18 protein-coding genes are annotated in these 23,840 nt (G+C 68.3%); 7 read left to right on the forward strand and 11 right to left on the reverse strand.

The genetic code is table 11. The features are described from left to right. Positions 1 to 75: 75 nt before the first annotated feature. Entirely contained in the window at positions 76 to 3,369 is a 3,294-nt protein-coding gene (locus ACSUZC_RS00575) for an IniB N-terminal domain-containing protein (protein ID WP_439031015.1), read from the reverse strand. A 353-nt stretch (positions 3,370 to 3,722) separates the two neighbouring features. Here ACSUZC_RS00575 and ACSUZC_RS00580 point away from each other — a divergent pair, with 353 nt between their 5' ends. The 5 genes from ACSUZC_RS00580 (at position 3,723) to ACSUZC_RS00600 (ending at position 11,094) form a co-directional block, all read left to right on the forward strand. After that, positions 3,723 to 5,426, forward strand: a complete 1,704-nt coding sequence (locus ACSUZC_RS00580) for an Hsp70 family protein (protein WP_439031016.1) — start codon at positions 3,723 to 3,725, stop codon at positions 5,424 to 5,426. A 17-nt stretch (positions 5,427 to 5,443) separates the two neighbouring features. Next, positions 5,444 to 7,930, forward strand: coding sequence for a LuxR C-terminal-related transcriptional regulator (locus ACSUZC_RS00585; RefSeq protein WP_439031017.1), 2,487 nt, complete (start codon positions 5,444 to 5,446; stop codon positions 7,928 to 7,930). A gap of 114 nt (positions 7,931 to 8,044) precedes the next feature. Continuing rightward, positions 8,045 to 8,803 carry an SDR family oxidoreductase gene (locus ACSUZC_RS00590; protein ID WP_439031018.1) on the forward strand — a complete coding sequence of 253 codons (759 nt, stop codon included), beginning with the start codon at positions 8,045 to 8,047 and terminating at the stop codon, positions 8,801 to 8,803. 142 nt (positions 8,804 to 8,945) lie between these two features. Then, positions 8,946 to 10,160, forward strand: a complete 1,215-nt coding sequence (locus ACSUZC_RS00595) for an NAD(P)/FAD-dependent oxidoreductase (RefSeq protein WP_439031019.1) — start codon at positions 8,946 to 8,948, stop codon at positions 10,158 to 10,160. A gap of 28 nt (positions 10,161 to 10,188) precedes the next feature. Next, a complete protein-coding gene (locus tag ACSUZC_RS00600; RefSeq protein ID WP_439031020.1) occupies positions 10,189 to 11,094 on the forward strand; it encodes an RNA polymerase sigma-70 factor in 906 nt (301 codons plus the stop codon). Positions 11,095 to 11,130: 36 nt separating this feature from the next. On the opposite strand, the gene ACSUZC_RS00605 is transcribed toward ACSUZC_RS00600, so the two are convergent. From ACSUZC_RS00605 to ACSUZC_RS00645, 9 genes are all read right to left on the reverse strand, one after another. Then, the gene (locus ACSUZC_RS00605) at positions 11,131 to 12,216 is read right to left on the reverse strand and encodes an S-(hydroxymethyl)mycothiol dehydrogenase (protein ID WP_439031021.1); all 1,086 of its coding nucleotides are present in this window, start codon (positions 12,214 to 12,216) and stop codon (positions 11,131 to 11,133) included. A gap of 97 nt (positions 12,217 to 12,313) precedes the next feature. Beyond that, positions 12,314 to 13,861, reverse strand: a complete 1,548-nt coding sequence (locus ACSUZC_RS00610; RefSeq protein WP_439031022.1) for an AMP-binding protein — start codon at positions 13,859 to 13,861, stop codon at positions 12,314 to 12,316. After that, positions 13,858 to 14,997 (reverse strand): alpha/beta hydrolase, encoded by a 1,140-nt coding sequence (locus ACSUZC_RS00615; protein WP_439031023.1) that lies wholly within the window; start codon positions 14,995 to 14,997, stop codon positions 13,858 to 13,860. The genes ACSUZC_RS00610 and ACSUZC_RS00615 overlap by 4 nt, the downstream gene beginning before the upstream one ends. Next, on the reverse strand, positions 14,990 to 16,171 hold the full coding sequence (locus ACSUZC_RS00620) for a homogentisate 1,2-dioxygenase (protein ID WP_439031024.1): 1,182 nt from the start codon (positions 16,169 to 16,171) through the stop codon (positions 14,990 to 14,992). Before ACSUZC_RS00620 ends, ACSUZC_RS00615 begins: the two co-directional genes overlap by 8 nt. 4 nt (positions 16,172 to 16,175) lie before the next feature. Beyond that, entirely contained in the window at positions 16,176 to 16,706 is a 531-nt protein-coding gene (locus ACSUZC_RS00625; RefSeq protein WP_439031025.1) for a cupin domain-containing protein, read from the reverse strand. After that, the gene (locus ACSUZC_RS00630; protein WP_439031026.1) at positions 16,699 to 17,712 is read right to left on the reverse strand and encodes an LLM class flavin-dependent oxidoreductase; all 1,014 of its coding nucleotides are present in this window, start codon (positions 17,710 to 17,712) and stop codon (positions 16,699 to 16,701) included. The genes ACSUZC_RS00625 and ACSUZC_RS00630 overlap by 8 nt, the downstream gene beginning before the upstream one ends. 19 nt (positions 17,713 to 17,731) lie before the next feature. Then, on the reverse strand, positions 17,732 to 18,970 hold the full coding sequence (locus tag ACSUZC_RS00635) for an NAD(P)/FAD-dependent oxidoreductase (RefSeq protein ID WP_439031027.1): 1,239 nt from the start codon (positions 18,968 to 18,970) through the stop codon (positions 17,732 to 17,734). Beyond that, complete coding sequence (locus ACSUZC_RS00640; RefSeq protein ID WP_439031028.1) at positions 18,967 to 19,287, reverse strand: 2Fe-2S iron-sulfur cluster-binding protein; 321 nt, start codon at positions 19,285 to 19,287, stop codon at positions 18,967 to 18,969. Before ACSUZC_RS00640 ends, ACSUZC_RS00635 begins: the two co-directional genes overlap by 4 nt. Positions 19,288 to 19,290: 3 nt before the next feature. Next, entirely contained in the window at positions 19,291 to 20,466 is a 1,176-nt protein-coding gene (locus tag ACSUZC_RS00645; RefSeq protein WP_439031029.1) for a cytochrome P450, read from the reverse strand. A 102-nt stretch (positions 20,467 to 20,568) separates the two neighbouring features. Between ACSUZC_RS00645 and ACSUZC_RS00650 the strand changes: the two genes are divergently transcribed. Continuing rightward, the gene (locus ACSUZC_RS00650) at positions 20,569 to 21,462 is read left to right on the forward strand and encodes a LysR family transcriptional regulator (RefSeq protein ID WP_439031030.1); all 894 of its coding nucleotides are present in this window, start codon (positions 20,569 to 20,571) and stop codon (positions 21,460 to 21,462) included. A gap of 287 nt (positions 21,463 to 21,749) precedes the next feature. Next, positions 21,750 to 22,871, forward strand: a complete 1,122-nt coding sequence (locus ACSUZC_RS00655; RefSeq protein WP_439031031.1) for an alcohol dehydrogenase catalytic domain-containing protein — start codon at positions 21,750 to 21,752, stop codon at positions 22,869 to 22,871. A 24-nt stretch (positions 22,872 to 22,895) separates the two neighbouring features. Here ACSUZC_RS00655 and ACSUZC_RS00660 read toward each other — a convergent pair whose 3' ends face one another. Beyond that, positions 22,896 to 23,822 carry an NADP-dependent oxidoreductase gene (locus ACSUZC_RS00660; RefSeq protein ID WP_439031032.1) on the reverse strand — a complete coding sequence of 309 codons (927 nt, stop codon included), beginning with the start codon at positions 23,820 to 23,822 and terminating at the stop codon, positions 22,896 to 22,898. Positions 23,823 to 23,840: the final 18 nt, after the last annotated feature.

Genomic DNA, 23,840 nt, shown 5'->3' on the forward strand with positions numbered 1-23,840 from the left:
CCGCCCCGGGGCCGGCCCCGTCCAGGATTGCTGGTCGGAGGCGGTCCCGGGGCGGGATACCGTCGGGTGATGTGGTCAGTCGGCGTCGGGGCCGGCGTCAGGGGTGTCGACGCCGATCCCGGTGTCGGTGTCGCCACCGAGTGCACCGCCGAGTCCGCCGGTCAGCCCGCCGGTGAGTCCACCGGTCAGGCCGGCCGTCGTGTCTGCCACGCCCCCGACGGTGGTATCGAGTGCGCCACCGAGGCCGGCATCGGTATCGGTTGCGCCACCGAGGTCGAGGCCACCTTCTGCGTCGCCACCGGCTTCGGCGCCTCCGGTGAGTCCACCGGTCACGCCGCCGACGATGTCGGTCGTCGTGTCGAGGGAGCCGCCGACCGTGCTCTCGAGCGAGCCGCCGACGGTGGTCTCCAGGGCGCCGCCGACCGTGCTCTCGAGGCCGCCCGTGCCGATCGAACCGGCCGCGTCCACCGCACCACCGGCGGTGCCGGCGATCGCCGTGGTCAGGTCGGAGGTGACGTCCGCGGGGAGCTCGGTGTCGAGTGCCCCGCCCAGTCCCAGGCCGCCGCCCAGTCCGAGGTCGCCGCCCAGTCCGAGATCGCCGCCCACACCAGGTTCGGTGTCGAGCCCCAGATCACCGCCGAGGACGGGACCGACGCCGGCCAACGCACCGTCGAGCCCGGTCTGCAGGGTGGTGTCCACCCCGGCGACCAGGTCGCCGCCGGTTTCGGCGACGGTGCCGAGTCCGGCCAGGGTCCCGGCGCCCAGGTTGCCGGTGAGGCCGTCGACGACCGTGCCGCCGAGCCCTTCGGTGACCAGGAGCGGTCCGCCGACGGTGATGGTGCCCTCGGGGGAGAGGATCAGGCTCGGGTTGATGATCGCCTCGAGTTCGCCGGTCAGCGCCCCGCCGAGACCACCCGTCGCCTCCAGGGTCGAGTCCAGTGTGGCCACGAGCCCGTCGGTGGCCGAGAGGTCGACGTCGAGTGCCGTGCTCAGCACGGTGCTCAGTGCCGCGGGCAGCTCCGCGCCGCCCGCCAGCTGGCCGGCGAGCGAGCCGCCGAGCTCACCGCTGAGTGCGGTACCGAGGACTGCACCGAGCGAAGCGCCGAGGTCGGCGCCCACATCGCCACCCGCGGCCAGCACGGCTTCGAGGGTCCCGGTGAGATCGGCAGCGGTCTCGGTCACGAGACCGAGCCCTGCGCCGGCGTCGAGTGCGGCGTCGAGTGCGCCGCCGAGCTGTGCGATCAGTGCGCCGTCGACACCGAGTGCACCGCCGAGGTCGGCGGCCAGCAACTCGCCGAGGTCCAGGCCGGCACCGGCCGCGGCTTCGAGGATTCCCTCGATACCGGTGGAGGCGCCCAGCACGCCGCCGAGCGTGGCGCCGAGTTCGGCCGCGAGGTCACCACCGCCGCCGACGATCGCGCCCAGTTGCGCGGCCAGGTCGGTGGCAAGTCCGCCCTCGAGGAGGCCGGTGAGGTCGGCACCGAGAACGCCACCCAGTTCGAGTGCGCCACCGAGTGCCGCGCCCAGATCGGCGCCCGCGGCGGCACCGAGGACGCCGGTGAGCACCGTGCTGAGAGCGGTGTCGAGTCCGGCACCGGCGGAGAGCAACCCGCCCAGCGCTGCGCCGAGTTCGGTACCGAGTCCGGCTCCGAGGCCGAGCCCCGCTCCGAGGGCGCCTTCGACGGCACCGCCGAGTCCGGCTCCGAGCCCGAGTCCCGCTCCGAGGGCGCCTTCGACGGCACCGCCGAGTCCCGCGCCGAGGCCGAGTCCGGCGTCGATGGCACCGCCGAGTCCGGCGTCGATGGCACCGCCGAGTCCGGCGGTGAGGTCGGCGGCGAGGCCGCCTTCGAGTGCTGCGGCGAGTGTGCCGCCCAGTGCTGCGCCGAGATCTCCGGCGATGTCACCGCCGGACTCGAGTCCGGCTGCCAGCGCACCGGCGAGGGTCGCGCTGAGGTCGCCACCGGCGCCCAGGACTGCTTCGATGTCGACCAGGCCGCCGGCTTCGAGCACGGATTCCAGTGTCGCGGCCAGCCCTGCCTGGGCGCCGCCGCCCACTCCCAGTGCCGCGGTCAGCGCGCCGCCGAGAAGCGCGTTCACGCCGGCCGCACCGGTGAGCGCCAGCCCGCCGGCCGCCGCTGCGGTGGAGGTCAGCGCAACGCCGAGTGCGGCACCGACCGATGCGGCAGCGGTGCCGCCCGCGGCGAGGGTGGAGCTCAGTGCCCCGGTCAGGGTCGCGCCGAGCTCGCCGGAGAGATCGGCGATGGCCTGTGCGTCGAGTAGCCCGGCCAGCGTCGCGGACAGGTCGCCCGCCACGTCGAGCGTCGAGGTGAGTGCCGCGGTCAGGTCACCCGACAGTTCGGCGCCGAGGCCGAGTGCACCGGTGAGGACGGCGGAAATGGCGCCGCCGGCACCGAGGCCGGCTGCGAGTGCAGCGGCGAGATCGGCGCCGAGGGCGCCGCCCGCACCGATCGTGGCGCCGAGCAGACCGCCCAGCGTCGCACCGAACGAGCCGGCGAGTTCGCCGCCGAGCCCGAGGACGGCGGACAGCTGCGCGGCGAGCCCGCCGCCGAGCCCGAGTCCGAGGTCGGCGCCCGCGGCGAGAAGTGCGTCGAGAGAGGCTCCGAGCTGACCGATCAGCGCGCCCTCGGCACCGATCGCCCCGGCCAGCGCCCCGGCGATGACGGGACCGATGCCCACGCCGAGTTCGAGTGCGCCGCCCACCACGGTCTCGAGAGCCGCGCCCAGTGCCGCACCGAACTGTGCTGCGATTGCTCCGCCGGCACCCAGTCCGGCGGACAGCGCCGCACCCAGTGCGACGGCCAGCTGCCCCGCGAGGTCGAGGTCCCCGAAGGCGATGCCCCCGAGGTCCAGGTCGGCGAGCGTCAGTCCCGACAGGTCCACGCCACCCAGCCCGATGCCGCCGATGAGCCCACCGAAGTCGATGTCGCCCAGGTCGATTCCGCCGAGGTCGAGTCCGCCTAGGTCGAACCCGCCCAGGTTCACGTCGCCGATGTTGACGTCACCGCCGCCGACGTTGATGTCCCCGAAGTTCACGTCTCCGAGGTTCAGGCCGCCCAGTCCTACGCCGGCCCCGCCGCCGATCACGCCACCGCCGATGACGCCGCCCCCGATGACACCGCCACCGATGACACCGCCGCCGGCGCCGATGATGGCGCCGAGACCGCCGCCACCTCCGGCTGCCAGGCCCGCGTCGGCGACGAGCGGCGCCGCGGCGGAGATGTCGGCGGGGGTGACGCCGCTCAGGCCGGCGCGATCGATCGCGCCCTGTGGGTTGCTGCAGTAGGCATTGAAGGATTCCTCGTCGCGAAGCAGACCGAGGATGAAGTCGAGAACCGCGTTGGTCGGCATGGCGTCGTTCCTTGCGTCGGGGAGATCGGAGTTCGATCCCGTGTCGAGTACGACGTTATGGATCGGCGCGGCGTACGGCATCGGGGAAAAGCCCCAGTCCTGTCCGCACCGGGCGATGGGGGGTCGATCCATAGGGGATCGGTGTCGACGCGGCCGTGCGGGATAGGGGGATCGGGTGTTTTCCCCCAATAACCGTTCGGGGCTAACGCCTCGGGGGTCATCCGCGACACACTGATTGAAGTGCACCGTTCGGGACCGGGGCACAACCGGACATCGACGGTCAGCGCGCCACGGCGTGGCAGGCGCACCGTCATCGACCACCGTCTGCAGGTGCGAACAGAGAGTTGACCGCCATGGCCATCGGGATCGGTGTGAAGATCGGAACGGCGAACAGTGTCGCTGTCGCTGATTCGGAGCAGTCCTGGGAGAACTCGATCTCCCTCGAGACCACCGCGCTCGTGGGTGTTGCCGACTTCATCGAGCGGGTGGGTGACCCGGTGCCGATGATCGACGATCACGGACAGACGCGCGCCGCCGCGGACATCTACGCCGACGCGGTGGTCGAACTGATCACCCGCCTCGACCTGGACGAAGGCGCCGAAACACAGGTCACGGTCGTCCATCCGGACACCTGGAACGATCAGGCAGTCGAGGATGCCCGCACCGCCCTCGACGCCCGTGACCCCGTCTTTCCTGCCGCCGTCAGCTGGGTTCCGGAATCACGCGCGGTGCTCGCCGCCGTCGAGCACAGTGGCGGCGCGTTCGCCGACGGGATCGTCGTGGCCTACGACCTCGGCGCATCCGGTTTGACCGTGACCGTCCTCGCCACCGGCGCCGAACCGCACGCCCTCGGACGCCCACTGCACCTCGACACCGTGAGCGGAAACGAGTTCGACCGCCTGCTTCTCGGGCACACACTGACGGTTACCGGTGCGGATGCGACCGTCGAGCTCGCGATGGGTGATCCCGTTCGAAGTGGCGCCGTCCTCGACGACCTCGGCCGGCTGCGCAACGAGTGCCGGCGTGCCAAGGAGTCGCTGTCGGTGGACACCGACACCGTCGTCGACGTCCGCGTGGGGACCACCGGTACCGAGGCCCGAATTGTCCGCGACGAGGTCGAGGAACTTCTGCGGGCCCCGTTGTTGGAGTCGGTGGCCCTGGTACGTGAGGCCCTCGCCGCAGCCGGCGCCGACCGCTCCGGCGTCGGTCCGGTCGGAGTGGCCGCCGTGCTCCTCGCCGGTGGCGGTGCCGCCATCCCGCTGGTGACCGAACTCCTGTCCTCGACGCTCAGACTGCCGGTCGTTCTCGACCCGGAACCCGCGTCGGCCTCTGCCGCTGGTGGCGCTCTGCTGGCCACCGCCGCCCTTGCCGCACGGGAACCCACGACGACGGCCCTGCCGGTGGCTGCTGCCGCCGGCGCGATCGCCGCGGCGTCCCCGGAGGACCGGCCGTTGCGCGAGATCATCCCGGCGCCCAGTACGCCGGTCACCGAGCCGGCCCCGCGGTTGTCCCGGCGCAAGCGCGGCACGCTGATCACTCTCGGCGCCGCTGCGTTGGCGCTGGTCACCGCCACCGGCCTGTCGGTGGGCACCGGCCTCGTCGGTTCCGTCGGCGAAGCGACACCACCGCCCGCCGGCGCGGCGACCACGACGGCCACCTCGTCGCAGAACCCGGGCAGCGCACCGGGGACGACCGTGGCGGGGGCACGTCCCGGCACCTCGGCGGCTCCCGTCACCGGCGCGGGCACCCGGGCTCCCGGCGCCAGCGCCGGCACACCGGGCCGCGCTGCCACCAACGCACCGACGGGCGGCGCTCCCGCCCCCGGAACCACTCCCGGGCGCCCGGCGCCCGCACCCGCGGCGCCTTCGGTGCCGTACAACCCCGGCACACCGTCGATACCCGATCAGAATCCGCCGGCTGAGCCCGAGGTCCCCGATCCGGGCACCGGCGGCAACACCGGTGGCGGTGTCACCCCCGGCGGGGTCCTCGAGGTACCCGGCCGGGTCCTCGACGGCACCGGCCAGGTGCTGTGCGGCGTCACCGGCGTCGTCTGCTGACGCCCGGGGCCTGATCGGTGACCTTTTCGAGTCCGACGGTCGGCGACCGCAGGGGATCCACCGCAGAATCGCCCGCGTCGTCCTGGGTGAGCGGCATCCTCGACCGCGCTCAGGCCGGAATCCCCTTGTGCGCGGTACTCATCGGAACGCCCGGGAGCGGTCGATCGGCGCTGTTGAAGGATGTGCACGGACTGCTGGATCGACGCGGTGTCCGGGTCAGCGTCGGCATGCCCGCCGGCGAGGTGCCGTTCGAGCACGGACTGTTGGTCGTGCTCGCCGACGACATCCACGCCTGGCCGGGTGAGCTGGTCGAGACAGCCATGACGATGCTCGACGCCGGCCGGATCGCACTGGTCGCCACCACCGAACCCCGGGACGCGCACCCGCACGTCACCCGGTTGGTCGCACGTGCCCGACTTTCAGGCGCCGCCCTCGAACTCGACACCGTGAGCACCGCGGAAGTACTCACGCGCGCCACGCGGGCCGGACTGACGCTCGAACCGACGACGGCATCGCTCATCCGCAGAAGGTGCGGCGGTGCGCGCACGGTGGTCGATGCCGCGCTCTCCGCGATCCGGGAGGCGACGGCCGAGGCCGCGGCCGGCGTCGACGAGGCCGCCATCGCCGAAAGCGTTGCCCGCGACCGGCATCATCGTCTGCTGCGTGGTCTGGACCCGTCGACCCTGTCGGTGCTGGCGCTGGCGTCGGTGCGGGCACCCGTCGATCCCGACAGCGTCGCCGAGGCGGCGTCGATCGACCGCGGCGCCGCCGTGATCGCGGTCGACCGGGCGCGCGGAACCGGACTGTTGAGGGGCGCCGACACATTCGTCTCCGCCGCCGCCGGTCCTCTGCGAGAAATCCTGGGGGACCACAGGATCGATGATCTCCGTCGGCGATCCGCGATCGCGCGGCTGCGATCGCCCCACCTGTCCGCCGACGACGCTCTGCTCGCGGCGGAGGCGGGCGTCGCCGACCCGCGTCTGGTGGATGTGCTGCTGGCCGGCGCCGAGGAGGCGACCGCCGCCCGCGCTGTGGTCCTGCTGCGGGCGGCCGATCGTGTGGAACCCGGACGCGATGACATCCGGTTGATGATGGCCCAGCGCGCGTTGGTATCCGGAGACGTCGACGGAGCCGGCATGGTCGCCGACCGCCGACTCGAGACAGCCGCCGCGTCCGATCGTGGGGTCGGGCGGTGGGTCGACGTGGCGGCTGCCGTGGCCGTGCACCGCGGGCTGGCGTCCCACGCCGCTGACCTGTATCGCTGGCTCGGTCCGGAAGCCGCTGCGGCGGAAGGTTTGTCGGCGGTCACCACGTTGGTGGCGGTCGGAGACCACGGTGCTGCGACCGCGGTTGCAGAGGCCGGGAGCGGTCTTCCCCCGGTCGGCAGTCGTGCCGCAGGGGCCCTGGCCATCCGCGGGTTGCTCGGCTCGCTCGACGTCACCGGTGCGGTCGGCTCCGGGGGCGCGGTCGACGAGTTGGTGCGCGGGCTCTCCTCGAGAGGAACGGTACGGAGCGGTCCCATGGCGGCGCGGATTCTGCACGCCGGTACCACCCTGGCCCTGAATGACGGCAACACGATTGCGGCGCAGACGATCCGACGCTCGGCACCGGAGGCGGTGGGCGCTCTCCTCGACGCCGAGCTCGCGCTCTCGACGGGCGATCTGGAGGCTGTTGCGAGACTCCTACCGGTGGATGAGCCCACGGGCATGCCCGAACGCTTCCGGCTGCATTCTCTCCGTCTAGGTCTTGCGCGCCGCAACGGCGATGTCCCGGCCCTGACGACGTTGTGGGAACCGGCTCTGTCGCTTCTCGCCGCGACTGAGGTGGATCTGTATCTTCTCAGGCCCCTCGCCGAGTTCTGGCAGGCCGGCGCCAGACTGGGCCGGGCAACGGTGATCGCGCGCCATGTCGCGACTGCGGATCGACTGCTCGACGGATTGGGCCTGCCCGCCACCTGGTCGGCGCCGTGGCAGTTCGCGGGGGTGCAGGCAGCGATCCTCACCGGCGACGAGCCGGCCGCCGACGATCGGCTGAATCGGCTCGAGGCGGCGGGCAGCCGGAGCCCGACCGCGGCGGCTCTGGCCACCGGCGCCCGTGCGTGGGTTGCGCTCGCTTTCGACCGGGCAGGCTCCGTCCCCGTCGACGGGGTGGCCGACGCGGTTGAGGCTCTGCGCGGTGTCGGATCGAACTGGGAGGCAGCCCGTCTGGCTGGCCTGGCGGCATCGCGCGCCGGGGACTCGGCCACTGCGGCCGGATTGCTCGACGCGGCGCGTTCGGCGGGCGAGGAGCTCCGACGCGCCCAGCCGGTCGGCGGTCCCCTGACCGATCGAGAAGCGGAGGTCGCCCGAGAGCTGTTGCAGGGGTTCACCTATCGGGAGATCGGTGAACGGCTGTATATCTCGGCGAAGACCGTCGAGCACCATGTCGCCCGCATTCGACGCAGGCTCGACGCCGGTTCGCGTTCCCAGCTGCTCGCGGCGCTGCGGGCGGCTGGATACGGCTGAGCGCCGCCAACCGCGGAATTCCAGAACCGGTGGCAGATGAACAGTGCCATGACCGATGATCGGGGGTAGGCGACGGCCGCCTTCTGGAGAGACGACACCGAGGTGTACACGACGATGACCCCTGATCTGTTCGATGTGAGTGGCAAGACCGTCCTGGTCACCGGCGGAACGTCGGGTATCGGTGCGATGATCGCCCACGGCCTGCGTGACCGCGGCGCACGGGTGCTGATCACCGGCCGCAACGACGACGCCCTCGCATCCGCGCGGGAGGCGGGTCTGACTGCGCTGCAGGCGAATCTGTCGACGGCGGAGGGTGCTCGGGCACTCGCCGAGGAAGTGCGGTCCGAGACCGACGTTCTCGATGTTCTCGTCAACAACGCCGGGGCCACGTGGGGCGCCCCGCTCGAAGAGTTCCCGGACTCCGCCTGGGATCGGGTGTTGAAACTCAACGTCCAGACACCCTTTGTGCTGACGCAGACGCTGCTCCCGTTGTTGACCCGGACCGCGAGCGCGGAGAACCCGTCGCGCGTGATCATGATCGGCAGCGTCGACGGGATTCGCGTGCCCCGCACCGCGTCGTACTCCTACTCGTCGAGCAAGGCCGCCGTCCATCAGTTGACCCGCCATCTCGCCCGCGACCTCGGCCCCCGCCACGTCACCGTGAACGCCATCGCCCCGGGGCCTTTCGAGTCGAAGATGATGGCGCCGATCCTGTCCGAACTCGGGGACGAGGTCGCGGCCGCCTCACCTCTGGGGCGGATCGGCCGGTCCGACGACATGGTCGGGTCGGTGGTGTACCTCGCCAGCCGGGCCGGCAGCTACCTCACCGGTGCCGTGATCCCCGTCGACGGCGGGATCGCGACCACTCTCTGAGCGTTGAACCGGACGGCCAAGGGTGTCGGTGACAGCGGATCCGCGGGAACGGCCGCGCCGGCGAACTCACCTGGTTGTCACACTCGCGCCGCCGTCGGTGTCTTGAGGACGAGCACCTCGGACACCGACGGAAGGCAGGACCATGAACACCACCGACATCACCCGGATCGACGACGAGAAGGTCGGCGGCCAGCGGGCGCGGGTTGTCGTCCTCGGCGCGGGTTACGCCGGCGCGATGGCGGCGAACAGGCTACGACGCAATCCCGCCGTCGACGTCACGGTCGTCAACCCGCAGCCGTTCTTCGTCCAGCGCATACGGTTGCACCAGTTCGTCTTGGGGACCGGCGATCCGCAGGTCGGCTTCGATGACCTGCTTGCCCAGGGTGTTCGCGTCGTCGTCGACACCGCCACGCGGATCGACACCGCCGGACGCCGGGTGCGTCTCGCTTCGGGTGCCTGTCTCGACTACGACCACCTCATCTATGCGATCGGGACACGCCACCGCACGCCGGAGATCCCGGGGGCGGCAGAGCATGCACTGTTCATCGCCGATTGGGCCGGCGCTCAGCGGATGCGCGACCGCGTCGAGGGCCTCGCCGCCCACGACATGATCACCGTCGTCGGCGGGGGACTCACCGGGGTCGAGGTCGCCGCGGAACTCGCCGAGAGCGGTCGCCACGTCCGGCTGGTGGGTGGCGGTGGGATCGCGACCACGGCGAGTGTCCGTGCCCGCCGCGTCACGGAGAAGCAACTGAGCCGACTCGGTGTCGACGTCGTGGACGACGGTCGCGTCGTCGAGGTCACGCCGCGGACCGTGGTCGTCGACATCGACGGTGAGCGTGGGGAACTGGCGAGCGCGGCAACGATTCTCGCCACCGGTTTCGAGGCCCCCGAACTGGCGGCCGACAGCGGCCTTACCACCGACGAGCTCGGCCGCCTGCGCACTGATGCGGCCCTGACCAGTATCGACGACGATCGGATCGTCGGCGCCGGGGACGCGGTCGTGGCGGAGGGTGTTGCTCTGCGGATGAGTTGTCAGGCTGCCGAGCCACTGGGGGCGCAGGCCGCTGACGCCGTGCTCGCGAAGATCGCCGGGCAGCAGCCGAAAGCCGTCGACCAGGGTTTCGTCGCGCAGTGTGCCAGCATCGGCCGCCACGCCGCGACCCTTCAGTTCACGCGCCGTGACGATTCGCCCACCCGTGCGGTGGTGACCGGCCGCCTCGCGGCCTGGACAAAGGAGTTGATCTGCCGCGAAACCGTGGAGAACATCCGGCGTGAGGGCGCACGGCCCGGTAAGTTCAGCTGGTTCCACGGGCCGAAGACGACGACGACCGAGCGCGAACCGGTGTCGCGATGACCGGCGGGTCGACCAGGACGGAGTGGCGATGACCGGTAGCGAATCCGACCGTCGTGCAGAACGTTTCGCCGAACTTCGGCCACTGCTGTTCACCGTCGCCTATGAGATCGTCGGGTCCGCGGCCGACGCGGACGACGTCCTGCAGGACAGCTACCTGCGGTGGGCCGAGGTCGATGCCGACGGTGTCGCCGACGCGAAGGCCTACCTCGCGAAGATCGTCACTCGACAGGCACTCAATGCTCTTAGGTCCCGATCGCGACGACGTGAGGAGTATGTCGGCCCCTGGCTTCCCGAGCCCATTCTGCTCGACGACCGGGATCTGGCCGACGACGTCGTACTCGCCGAGTCGGTGTCGACGGCGATGCTGGTGGTGCTGGAATCGCTGAGCCCCGACGAACGCGCGGTGTTCGTCCTGCGTGAGGTGTTCGGCTTCTCCTACACCGAGATCGCGACGATGGTGTCGAAATCCTCGGCTGCGGTCCGTCAGATCGCGCACCGCGCCAGGTCACATGTCCAGTCCCGGCGGCCCCGTTTCGAACGGGTCGATGCCGATCGTGCGGGCGCGGTCGTCGAGGAGTTCCTCGCGGCCGCGCAGTCGGGCGAGGTGGAGTCCCTGATGGCGATGCTCTCGCCCGACGTGGTGTTCACCGCCGACAGCGACGGCAAGGCCTCCGCGGTCAAGAAGCCCATCCAGGGTGCGCTGCCGGTGGCTCGCCTGCTCACCGGGTTCGCGCGGCTCGGGGCGGCGACTGCCGACTACCGGGCCGAGGTGGCAGTGTTCAACCACGAACCGGGCATGCTCGTGTACTTCGACGGGAAACTCCAGGGCGCGTTCACCTTCCATCTCGTCGACGGCGTGATCGCACACATCTACGCGATGCGCAATCCCGACAAGCTAGCCGGGATCGAGGAGCCGCGGACGATCGCGCGGTGACCCGTTCGACGAGAACCGCGTGGCGGCAGGTGGCGCTCACAGTTCGACCACCGAGCGCAGGACGTCGCCCGCATGCATCGAGTCGAAGGCCTCTTCGACGCGGTCGAGCGTGATGCGCTCGGTGACGAACTTCTCCAGGGGGAGACGTCCCTGCTGGTAGAGGTCGACGAGCATCGGGAAGTCGCGCTCAGGAAGGCAATCGCCGTACCACGAGGACGTGAGTGAACCTCCCCTGGAGAAGAAGTCGATCAGCGGCATCTCCAGCCGCATCTCCGGGGTGGGGACGCCGACGAGGACGACGGTGCCGGCCAGGTCACGCGCATAGAAGGCTTGCGTCCACGTCTCGGGTCGCCCGACAGCGTCGATGACGACGTCGGCTCCGAACCCGCCGGTGATCTCCTGGATTCTCGCGGTCGGATCGGTATGCGAGGCGTCGACGCAGTGAGTGGCTCCCAGCGTCGCCGCCCAGGCGAGCTTCTGCTCGTCTCGGTCGACGGCGATGATCGTCGATGCGCCTGCCAGGCGAGCACCGACGATGGCGGCGTCGCCCACTCCTCCGCAGCCGATGACGGCGACCGAATCGCCACGACCCACGTTGCCGGTGTTCATCGCCGCGCCCATGCCCGCCATCAACCCGCAGCCCAGCAGCCCGACGACGGCGGGATCGGCATCGGGGGCGACCTTCGTGCATTGGCCCTCGTGGACCAGGGTCTTGTCGGCGAACGCGCCGATGCCCAGCGCCGGGGTGAGCTCGGTGCCGTCTGTGAGCGTCATCTTCCGTGACGCGTTGTGGGTGTCGAAGCAGTACTGCGGGCGGCCGCGTCTGCACGCACGGCACTGACCGCACACCGCGCGCCAGTTCAAGACGACGAAGTCGCCGACCTGGACGTGGGTGACCTGGGAGCCGATGGTCTCCACCACGCCCGCGGCTTCGTGGCCGAGCAGGAACGGGAACTCGTCGTTGATGCCACCGTCGCGATACGTCAGGTCGGTGTGGCACACACCGCACGCCTGGACCCGGACGATGACGTCACGGGCACCGGGGTCGGGGATGACGATGTCGACGAGCTCGACGGCGGCCTTCGCCTCGCGTGCGATGACTCCACGGACTGTCTGGGGCATGGTTTCTCTCTCAAGTGGGCGGCGACAACTCGCCGAAGTGCCGGTGAACGAAAGGGGGATCGAGATGAAGGGTGCGCCGTGAGGGAGTGGTTCGCCGTCACCCGTTGTTGTTCCGCAGCAGGTGCTTCTGGATTTTTCCCGTCGAGGTCTTGGGGAGATCGTCGACGATGACGACGCGCTTCGGCGCCTTGTACCGGGCCAGCTGCCCGCGAACCCGATCGATGATGTCGGCTTCGCTGACCATGTGGTTGTCGGGGTCGCGGATGGTGATGAAGGCAACCGGTACTTCACCCCACTTCTCGTCAGCCATACCGACAACGGCGACCTCGGCCACACCGGGATGCTCGGCGATGACATTCTCGACTTCGACGCTGGTGATGTTCTCGCCACCGGAGATGATGACGTCCTTACTGCGGTCGCGTAACTCGATGTATCCGTCCGGATGGCGGACCCCGAGGTCACCGGTGCGAAACCAGCCATCGCGGATGGCATCCCGCGTGGCGCCGGGATCCTTGTAGTACCCCAGCATGACGTTGTTGCCGCGCAGGGCGATCTCGCCGATGGTCGACCCGTCCGAGGGGACGTCGCGCCCGAGAGCGTCGATGACCCGCGGCGGTTGCGAGACGACATTTCCGACGCCTTGACGAGCGTGGAGTTCTGCCTTCCGGCCGGGGTCCTCGGCATCCCATTCAGGCCGCCAGTCGCAGATGACAGCCGGTCCATAGGTCTCGGTGAGCCCGTAGAGGTGGGTGAGGTCGAAGCCGAGCGAGGTCATTCGCCGTAGCAACGCCGGGGACGGAGGTGCGCCGCCGGTGGCAACGCGGATCGGCTGAGCCAGCGGATGCGCCTGGGCAGCATCGGCGATCAGTGTCAGCACGGTGGGCGCGCCGTTGAGGTGGGTGATGCCGTGGGTTGCGATGGAGTGCCAGATCTGGGCCGCGTCGACCTTCGGCAGACAGACATGCGTTCCGGCGACGGCGGTGACGGCCCACGGAAAACACCAACCGTGACAGTGGAACATCGGCAGTGTCCACAGGTAGGACGTCCGGGTGTCGAGATGCAGCTGGGCTGTCATCGCCAGGGCCTGAAGGTAGGCGCCGCGGTGGCTGTACATCACGCCCTTGGGTTTTCCGGTTGTCCCGGAGGTGTAGTTGATCGACAGGAGGGCGTTCTCGTCGGACACCTCGACACGACCCGGTCGACCGGTGAGCAGTTCGGGGTTGATCGCACCTGCCGAGGTGGACAGCATGACCGGTTGCGGCGGAGACGTCAGATGGGCGAGTGCGGTGGTGGCCAGTTCCTCGAAAACCGGGTCGTACAGCAGCACACTGCATCGGCTGTGTTCGAGCAGTGCCGCGAGCTCGGTGGGAGCCAATCGAGTGTTCAGTGGAACCATCGGGACTCCTGCCCACGGAATGGCGAAGTGTACGAGCAACATCCCGGCGGTGTTGGGGGCGAGCACGGCCACGGGGCGGAACCCGGCCAAGGTGCGCAGGGTCCCGGCCATGGCTGACGCGGCGTCGAGCATCGAGCGGTAGGTCCATGTGTTCTCACCGTCGATGATGGCGACTCGACCGGCGTGGGCGGCGGCGGCTCGTTCCAGGAAACCGGTCGGGGTCAGTGCGGTGTGCGACCACTCGGTCATGCGGTGACTTTCTCGACCCAGGTGGTGATCGCCTGCAAGGTGTCCGGCAGACGCTGGGGTGGCCCTTCGAAGTAGTGGCCGGTCCCTTCCACCGCGAGGAGTTCTCTGCCGGGGTGTGACGACGCGTCGAAGAGCTCCCGAGCCATCGAGGGAAAACAGCCCTTGTCGGCCGTCCCGTAGACGACCATGACGGGGACGCTGACGTCTTCGAGGCAGGTGGGGCCGTGCGCGTTGGTGTCGGCGACGCTCCACTGGGAGAGCCAGGACCGCAAGGTCGAGGTACTGCCGAGGGTGACCGGCCGCAGATTCGCCGACATTGCGTCTCCCCACAGGGTCCCCGGCTCGCGATCGGAGGGGTCGAGGGTCGTGTCGACGAATCGTGGGTCGGCGCACGTGCCGTGGATGCGGAACGGCAGGTCGGGCACCGCATCCCCGTACTCGTCGTGGAGCCTGGTGAGCTGAGCTCTGACCCAAGCGGTTATCCGATCGGCGCGATCTGCCTGGGCCTGACGATAATGCTCGACCCACCCTCGATCCAGGGGCGCACGACGGCCGGCCGCGAACAAATCGAGATCGGCATCTCGACCGAACGGATCGTCCTCGTCACGGATCGCCGGGTCCAGCCACCCCTGCAACAGGGCGGCCCGGCCGGCATGGGCGTTGAGCATCACCAGCGCGTCGGCGGGCGGAAGGACCGCTGTCGTGAGATCGGGTCCCCCGCCACCGGGTGCGTCTGTGACCGTGGGCTTTTCGGCCTGTTGCTGATAGAACGCCGACAGTCCACCGCCCCCGGAGTTGCCGACCAGGATCACTCGGCGGTAGCCCTCATTCTCGCGTAGGTGCGAGATGACCGAACCGAGATCAGAGACGCAGTTCTCCAGGATCACCTGAGTGTCGTTGCCCCCGTAGCGGGTGACCACACCGACGGCGTCGTACCCCAGACCCGCTGTAGCCCGCAGGGCGTAGTGGCCGACGAAGTTGGAGCTGGGATGGCAGAACACGAGCGCGGTGTCGGAGACGATCCCGGGCTCGGCGCGCTCCCGCCCGCACCACAGAAGCCCTGAGGCACGGGCGATTCCGGAGTACACATCACCGCCCATGGTCTCCTGCATCGGGACCGGGAGGAGTTCACGCATGAGCCGGTTGTCCTTCCAGGTTCGCCCACGTGTACGGATATTCGGGGTCGGCGCACTGCGCGGCAGCTTGTACGCCGATGTCGAGCGGCCGCATGGTGTCCACCATCACCTGGTATTCGTCGGATCTCTGTGCCCCGATGGCCCGTTCGACGTTGCCGGGGTGTGGGCCGTGGATGAAGCCTGCGGGGTGCACGGTGACCGACCCGGTCGCCACACCGGTGCCGCGGCGTGTGGCCGCATTCCCCTTGGCGTAGAAGAGAACCTCATCGCTGTCCACGTTGGAGTGGAACGGCGGGATGGGCACCGCGTCGGGGTGGTAGTCGAGCATGCGAGGAACAAAGTTGCACATGACGAATCCCTGGGCCTGGAAGGTCTGGTGCATCGGTGGTGGCTGGTGCAGACTGCCGGTGATGGGTTCGAAGTCGGCGATGTTGACCGACCACGGGTACATTCCGCCGTGCCATCCGACGACATCGAACGGATGGTGGCGATGGGTGTGTTTGGTCAACCCCGTCCGGCTACGCACGATCACGTCGACATCGGTGCCGGTGTCCTGGAAGACCTCGACCGGGCGTCGGATGTCGAGCTCGCAATAGGGCGTGCCTTCGAGGAATTGCCCTCGCGCGGACAGGTAGCGCTCTGGAGGGTCGATGTGGCCGGTGGCCGCGACGGTCAGCAGGCGGAGTTCGGAACTGGTCACGATCCATCGATGGATCGTCGAGGTGGGCACGATGATGTAGTCGCCGGCGGAGATGTCGAACGCCCCGAAGGTGCTCTGGAACGAGCCGTGTCCGCTCTCCACGTAGACGACTTCGTCGCCGGTGCAGTTCTTGTAGAGCCGGCTGTCGTGGGTGGCGATCACATAGCTGATGCGGACATCGTCGTTGCCCAGCAGCAAGATCCTGTCGAGAACCGCGTCACCGCCGGTGGTCAACCCGTGCAGGTTGAGGTGGATCGGAGTGACGGGATTGTTGGGTCGCAGGGCGTCGTCGGTTCCGGCGACGGATTCGATGGCGGTGACCGCATTCGGTGGATAGCGGTGATAGAGCAGCGAGGTGTCTCCGACGAAGCCGTCCTCGCCGATGAGCTCCTCCCAGTACAGAGTGCCGTCGGGTTGACGGAAGACGGTGTGGCGCTTGCGCGGAACCTGGCCGACCTTGGTGAAGTAGGGCATGAGTTCAGTTCTCCTGTTCGCTGCCGATGAGTACCGCGGCGAGGGTGACCGACTGGTCGGTGCGGTTACGCCACGCATGGCGGGTGGCGTTCTGGACGACGATGTCCCCTGGGTCGAGATCGGTGGTGACACCGTTGTCGAGTTCCAGCGTGAGACGTCCGGTGAGCACGATGGCGTAGTCGATCGTCGGGGTGCGGTGCATTCCGTCCGGTTCGAACGTCTCGGCCAGTCCCGGCGAATACTGGAGTTGTTCGGCGACGTAACCGGGACCGTCGAAGGTCGGTTCGCCCATGGTGGCGTCGGGCGGAAGCGTCAGAACGAGCAGACGCGTTTCGCCGACACCGGGCAACAGAGACGTCACGGCGGGGGTCGGGTCCGCTCCGATGGTGCTGACCGGGTCGTGCGGGTCGGTGGACCACGCGACTGTCGAGGAGAATCCGGGAAAAGCCGCGAAATCGTGTGTACGAGGTGGTGTTCCGTCGTCGACGATGATCGACTGTCCGGTCTCGTCGTGGCCGGTGACGACTCTACGCATGATGTGCCTCCTTGGCTGTTGCGGTGACGGCGTGACGAAGTTCGGCGGCTTCGCGGAACGCGCGAAGTTCTCTCGGGATGTCGCGCCCAGCGGGTTGGTAGAGCACGGCGCTGGCGCCGGCATCTTCGAGTCGCTTGAGGGTGGTGGCGATGTCGGAGCGGGTTCCTGTCATCGTCCCTCGTCGGATGACATCAGCCGTGATGTAGCGTCTGTCGATCGAGTTGGGCTCGATGAGATGCCCACGATAGAGCTCGAGGTGGCGGCGGTTCTCGGGCAGCGCTGCGATCTCCCTGGCGTAGGCTTCGGCCTCGGGCATGCCGGCCAGCGGCCCGTGCTCACCCATGTGCAGGGCCAGTGAGGCCCCGGGGCCGGCGGCATCCACAGCGCGAGGCGAGTCGATGGCTTCGTCGTCATCGAGAACTGTTCCGTAGTAGGTGAGTTGGCAAGCACCTGCGAAGGGAACCGGATTGTCGCCGTGGGTCGGATTCGTGACCACTCCGGCGCCGAGCCGCTGCGCGACCCCGAATCCCTTGGGGCCGTGGGCACCGATCCAGATAGGCGTGTCGATGGGGTAGCTGATACCTGATGCGGGACTGTGCATCAGGCTCACCGTGGCACCTTCCCATTCGAGATCGCCGCCGGCGAGGAGGACCTGCAGGGCGCGGACGTACTCCTCGACATAGGCCCATTTCGACGGTTTGCGCCCGAGATAGGTAGAGCTGGTGAAGCCTGCGCCCACACCGGTGTCGAAGCGTCCTGGAGCGATGGTGGTCAGGTAGGCGATCAGTCCGGCGTTGGCTGTGAGATGCCGCAGATGGGGTGTGAAGACGGACACCCCGAGGCGAATCGTGGTGGTGCGGTGAGCCGCAAGCGCGAGCGTGGCGCCCGTGTCGGCATAGGAGACCGGCACGTCGTAGACCCAGGCGCGTTGATAACCGAGGTCCTCGGCCAGGGCGATGTGGTCGGGTGTCGACAGGGATGGAGGGAAGACGCAGTTGATTTCCATGGGGGTTCCTTGTTGTGCTCTAAGCCGTGGCGTGCAGGTGCGCGCGTAGGTCGACGGCGGGGTCCGCGACGCGGAGCGGGTCCGGTGAGAGTCGGGCTGACAACATCCGTCGGGCGTTGACATGATCGGCCGGGCGATTGACTGATTCGACGGCGCACAGCCGATCCTCGCGATAGCGGAACACAGAGAACTTGCCCGTGGCAGGATCGCCACGCACCACATCGAGGTCGGAGTCGGTCGCGTACCCGGCGATTTGGAGTTTCATCGGCCCCTGGTGACTCCAGAACCAGGGTAGGCACCCGTACGGGTCGACCTCCTCTCCGAGGATCTGGGCGGCGACCAGACGAGCATGATCAGTTGCGGCCTGAACCGATTCCAGCCGAATGTCTCTGCCGGAGAAGGAGTCAGGGAACTGCGCACAGTCACCGATAGCGAAGATCGCGCGGTCAGTGGTACGAAGCCGCTCATCGACGATGACGCCGTTGGCAACCGGCAGTGCGGCGTCGGCTGCGAGGCGGATGTTGGGTCGCACGCCTATCGCGACGACGACAAGATCTGTGTTGATCTTCTCGCCGGTCACGGTGCTCACCGATCGGACCGACCCCGAGCCGTCGTCGTGGACGGCCGCGATGGCTGTGTTCAGCGCGATCTCGGCCCCTGCAGCGGTATGTCGTTCGGCGAGATAGTGGCTCATGCGCGGAGACACGGCGCGCGCCAGGACGCGGTCGGCGATATCGACCACCGTGCATTCGACACCGAGTTTCGTGGCAGTCGAGGAGAGTTCGAGTCCGATGAATCCGGCCCCGATCACGGTGAGGTGCCGGACATCTCGCAGACCGGTCCGCAATGCATGGGCGTCGGCGAGTGAACGCAGGGTGAGAACTCCACGGTGTCCGACCCCTTCCAGCGGCGGCATGATGGGGCTGGTCCCCGTGGCCAGCACCAGATGTGAGTACGAGACGGTGTCGCCGTCATCGAGAACAACCCTCTGGTTGTCGCGGTCGATCCGGGTGACCCTCGTGCTCAGACGTAGGTCGATTGCCTTGTTCGTGTAGTAGTCCGAGCTCCGAAATGCGAGGTCATCGTCCTGGCCCGGGCCGGACAACAAGAACCCTTTCGACAGCGGCGGACGTTCATAGGGCAGATCGGTCTCGTCCCCGATGACGGTGATCGGGCCTGGATACCCACGCTCACGCAGGGTCGTGGCGACGGTGGTGCCGGCCTGGCCGGCGCCCACGATCACCACCGGCGTGGTCACAGGTCCTCGGCCGGTACGTAGACGAGCATGCCGTCCACCTCATCGGTGACCGGCAACTGGCAGCTCAGCCGGCTCGACGAGACACGCGGTGAGGTCGCGCATTCGAGCATCTCGTCCTCGTCTTCGCCGACCGGAGGCAATCGATCCTCGCCGACGCGGACATGCACGTGACAGGTCGCGCACATGGCCTGACCGCCGCACTCCGCGAGGATGCCGGGGATGTCCGCGCCGACGGCGGCTTTCATGAGGCTGATCCCGACCGGTGCCTCGATCGTGTCGACACGGCCATCAGGTTGCTCGAATCGTATGGTGGGCATGGCTCAGTCCTTCCAGGTCGCCGGCAGCTGTACCGGTCCGCGGAAGACCCACCCGGCCATCGCGACCGTGTCGGGTCGGTTCAGGGTCAGTCGCGGTATCCGCGCGAACAGGGTCGGCAGGGCGATGTCCGCTATCGAGAGCCGGGCAACCCATGTGCCCAGGCAGAAGTGCGGGCCGCCGCCGAATGCGAGGTGAGATCCCGAATCACGGTGTATGTCAAAGACGTCCGGATCAGAGAACACCGAATCATCGCGGTTGGCAGAGGCGATGACGACGCCGATCCGGTCGCCACGCCGGAGAACGGTCCCCCCGAGCTCCACCGGTTCAGTGACCTGACGCGGGTACATGCCGATGGGCGACACCCATCGCACCGATTCATCGAACACCTTGCGCCAGCTGACCCGCCCGTCGACGACGTCGGCGCGTTGATCGCTGTTGCTCAGGAGGCCGTAGATGGCCACTGCCGTCGCGTCACGAGGCTCGTTCACGCCACCCCCGACGAATATCTTTATGTTGGTGCGAATCTCATCGTCGGTCAGACCGCCCTCGGCGTGAGCCATCGACGACAACACGGTGGGGTCGTCGGTCGCCCTCGCGGTCGGCAGCATCTCGGTCACGGCGGCGTCGAGTTCCTCACATGCAGTCGCGCACCGTGCCCACACCTCGGGATCGTCGGCGTAGTTTCCGCACCCGTCGATGAACGCCTGCGACCACCGTTGAATGTCGGCGGCCGTGGCGTTGCGCAGGCCCAGGATCGTCGCGAGATTCTCTGCGGCCAACGGCGCGGCGAAGTCGGCTACCAAGTCTGCCGATCCGCGGGCGATGAACGAATCGATCAGTGCATCGGTGTTCGCCTGAAACGCGGGCATCCACCGTGTCTTGATCGTCTTGGGCCGAACCGGCCCTTCGGCCGCCTTGCGGATGCGCCGGTGCGCATCGCCGTCCTGGCGCAGTAGCGTGGCCCCGATCGCACGCGTCATCAGCGAAGGTTCTTCGACCGAGCTGAAGAGTTCGGGGTGCCGTTCGACGAACATGACGTCCTCGAAGCGCGTCACCAGGTAGCGATTGACCGACGGCACCCATGCCACCGGCTCCTCGGCCCGCAGCCGCGCGTACGCACTGTATGGGTCTGCCGCGAGCTCGCTGACCTGCACGTCTGCCGCGAACGAAGTCGACATGGTAGCCCCTATGTGTTGAAGATCATTGACTGTCACCAAATATGACAGCCATCACTAGATATGGGAAACTAGTCTTTCCAACCTCAAACCTAGGAAATGCTTATGTCGCCGTCGTTCACTCTGCGCCAGATCGAATTCTTCGAGGCAGCGGCTCGCCTGGGATCGTTCACCGCAGCCGCTGAGGCGTGTCACTCCTCGCAAGCCGCGGTCTCCTTGGCGCTTGCTGATCTGGAGAAGCGGGTCGGCGTCAAGCTGCTCGTCCGACGCCGGGCCAAGGGCGTCTTGCTGACCGAGGCGGGGGCTCGAATACTCGCCGACGCTCGCCGCCTTCTCGAAGCCGCCGGCGAGTTGGAGCGCGACGCTCACTCGTACAGCGCGGCACTTCATGGCACACTCACGATCGGTTGCTATCTGACGTTGGCGCCGTTCGTGATTCCACCCGTGCTGGACGATTTCGCTCGCAGGCACGCAGGCCTGAAGGTCAACGTCATCGAGGGTGCTGGTGACGAGATGCACGAAGCGCTACTCGATGGGCGATGCGAAGTCGCGTTCCTCTACGGTGACGACAGCAGCGCCTCCCTGGTGACCACGAAGGTGAAGACCACCGAACCCTACGTGATCCTGGCGGCCGAACACCCACTTGCACAGAGTGATTCAGTCGAACTGAGTCAACTTGCGGACCTACCCATGATCATGTTCGACGTGCCCAGCGCCCGCAACGCGGCACACATCCTGCGGAGTAACGGACTGACTCCCAGCATTCGCCACATCACACCCAACATCGAGTTGGTCCGTTGCCTGGTCGCCCGCGGACTCGGTTACTCCATCCTCGTGCAGCGCTGGCCTGTTGAGGTCAGCTATGAAGGGCGGCCCCTGGTTGCCCTGCCGATCGCCAACAACACCGACGAACGTCACGTCGTCCTGGCCTGGCCCTCCAATTCGACCCCGACGCGACGCGCAGCGGCTCTGATCGACGCGGCACCCGAACTCTTCTAGGGCGTCGGCGGTGCTGTCGAGTCTCCTGCGAGACGGGGCCCAGTGGTTTGTGCTCGACGCCGGGCCGTCGCCACGGAGACGACGGCAAGTCGGCTGCATGGTTTGGATTTCTAATGCTTCTCATTGCGAATTCGACGTTTTCAAGCGCTTCCGGGTTTGCGATAGTGGGACCGATCGCTTCCTGTAGCGCAGGTCACAGCACTCCGTCATCCGGAGCCTCCACGTCGCCATCCTCGGCGGGCGCGCACGGCGCGCGGCGGTCAGTCCTCTCCTCTGAAAGGGTCACTATGTCCAGCACCATGAGGGCAGCGCGCATGCACGCTCCCGGCGAGCCGCTCACGGTCGAGCGAGTACCGATCCCGACGCCGGGCCCCACCGATGTCCTGGTCGAGGTGAAAGCGTGTGGGATCGTGCCGAATCTCGGCAACGTTCTCGCCAATCTGCAGTCGTGGTACCCGCACCTGAGCCTGCCCCGTCTGCCTGCGATCTTCGGGCTCGACCCGTCGGGGGTGATCGCTGACAAGGGGGCCCAGGTCCACGGCCTCGAAGTAGGCCAGCGGGTGTATGTGAATCCCGGCCGATGGTGCGGCGGTTGCGAGGTCTGTCGACTGGGCAGGTTCGAGGATTGCGAATATTACGCCTTTGCAGGCTATTTCGGTATCGGACGGTGGTCCCGCCAGCTTCTCGACGACTATCCGTATGGAGGAATGTGCGAGTACATGACCGCGCCCCAGACCAGCATCGTCACACTTCCTGACAGTGTTTCGCACGAGACTGCCGCTCGCTGGGGCTATTTGGGTACGGGGTTCAAAGCGCTCCGGGCGGCGGGTGCCGGTCCGCTCAGCACAGTGCTGGTCACCGGAGCGACGGGGACCCTGGGGTTGTCGGTCGTTGTGTTCGCTCTCGGCCTCGGGGTGCGGAAGGTCTTCGCTGTGGCACGCGACGAGGAACTGCTCGAGCGTCTGCGGCAACTGGCTCCCGGACGCATCGAGACATACTCGACGAAGGGTGGGACCGCCTCTGTGTCGAGTTGGGCCAGATCGCTCACCGGAGGCGACGGGGTGTCGATCGTGATCGATGCACTCGGCCCGGGCGCGCCGGCCGAGGTCATGATCGACGCGGCTGCCGGTATGCGCCGTGGCGGACAGCTGGTGAACATCGGCGCAGTCGTCGGCGACGTGCCGCTCAACCTCAATGCCATGATGTCCCACGGCCAGAGCGTCATCGGGTCTTGCTGGTTGTCGACCTCGGACGGTCAGATGATGGCTGGTATGGCCGAATCCGGCATGGTGAACCTCGACGTCTTCGAACACGAGGTGTACTCACTCGACGAGGTCAACGACGCGCTGGCGCTGATCGGTAACCGTAACGGCGGATTCAGCAACTACGTCATCAGTCCGGGCGGGTGACGCGAGGGGAAGCTCGGCATTCAGCTACTTCCCGGGATCCCTGTCGCGAAGGTCGATCGCCAGAACCACTTTCCCTCGCCCGTGGCCGGTCTCGACCGCGGCATGCGCCTCGACGACGTCCGTCAACGGGTAGGTCCTGACCGGCATCGTCAGGAGGCCCTGGGCTGCCAGATCCACCACCCGGGCCAGACGCCCCGGATCTCGCGGGGCGCGAACCACACGCGTACCGAGCGCTGACGCGGACTCTTCGTCGACGATGGTGCCGATCCGGGCTCGATCGATTCCGAGTTCCACGGACGCGGACACGGCCCCTCGTCCCGCCGCGTCGAGTGCCACCGTCGGTGTGAGGCCGGTGGCCCGAACCTCGTCGACGAGCCCGGGGCCGTAGGCCACGGGGATCGCACCGAGGTCGCGGAGGTACTCGTGGTTGCTTCTGCTCGCGGTCCCGATGACGGTGGCGCCGAGGAGCCGTGCGAGTTGCACCGAAAGGGTTCCCACCGAACCCGCGGCGGCATGGACCAGCAGCACGTCGCCCAACTCCACGCCGAGTTCGTCCAGGGCCCCGGTTGCCGTCTGCCCGGCGGCGACCAAGCCCGCTGCAGTGGGAAAGTCGAGGTCGGCGGGCTTGCGGACGAGCGTGTCGGCCGACACGACGACCATCGACGCCTGACCGCGCAGCATCGTCGAGCCGAGGACCGCGTCTCCCGGTGCCACCGAGGTGACCCCATCGCCGACGACATCCACGATCCCCGAGTACTCCTGACCGATCTGCTGGGGGAACACCGCGGTCACCCAGGGCATCGTGCCGTTGCGCACCGCGAGATCGAACGGTTGTACGCCGGCTGCCCGAACGCGCACGCGGACTTCACCGAAGCCGGGTTCGGGATCGGGCAGTTCGGCGAGGCGTAAGACCTCCGGTGGGCCGTGGCGGTCGAAGACGGTGGCGATCACGAACACAGGCTGCAACTT

Source organism: Gordonia terrae, from assembly GCF_051789125.1.
Taxonomy (GTDB): Bacteria; Actinomycetota; Actinomycetes; order Mycobacteriales; family Mycobacteriaceae; genus Gordonia; species Gordonia terrae_A.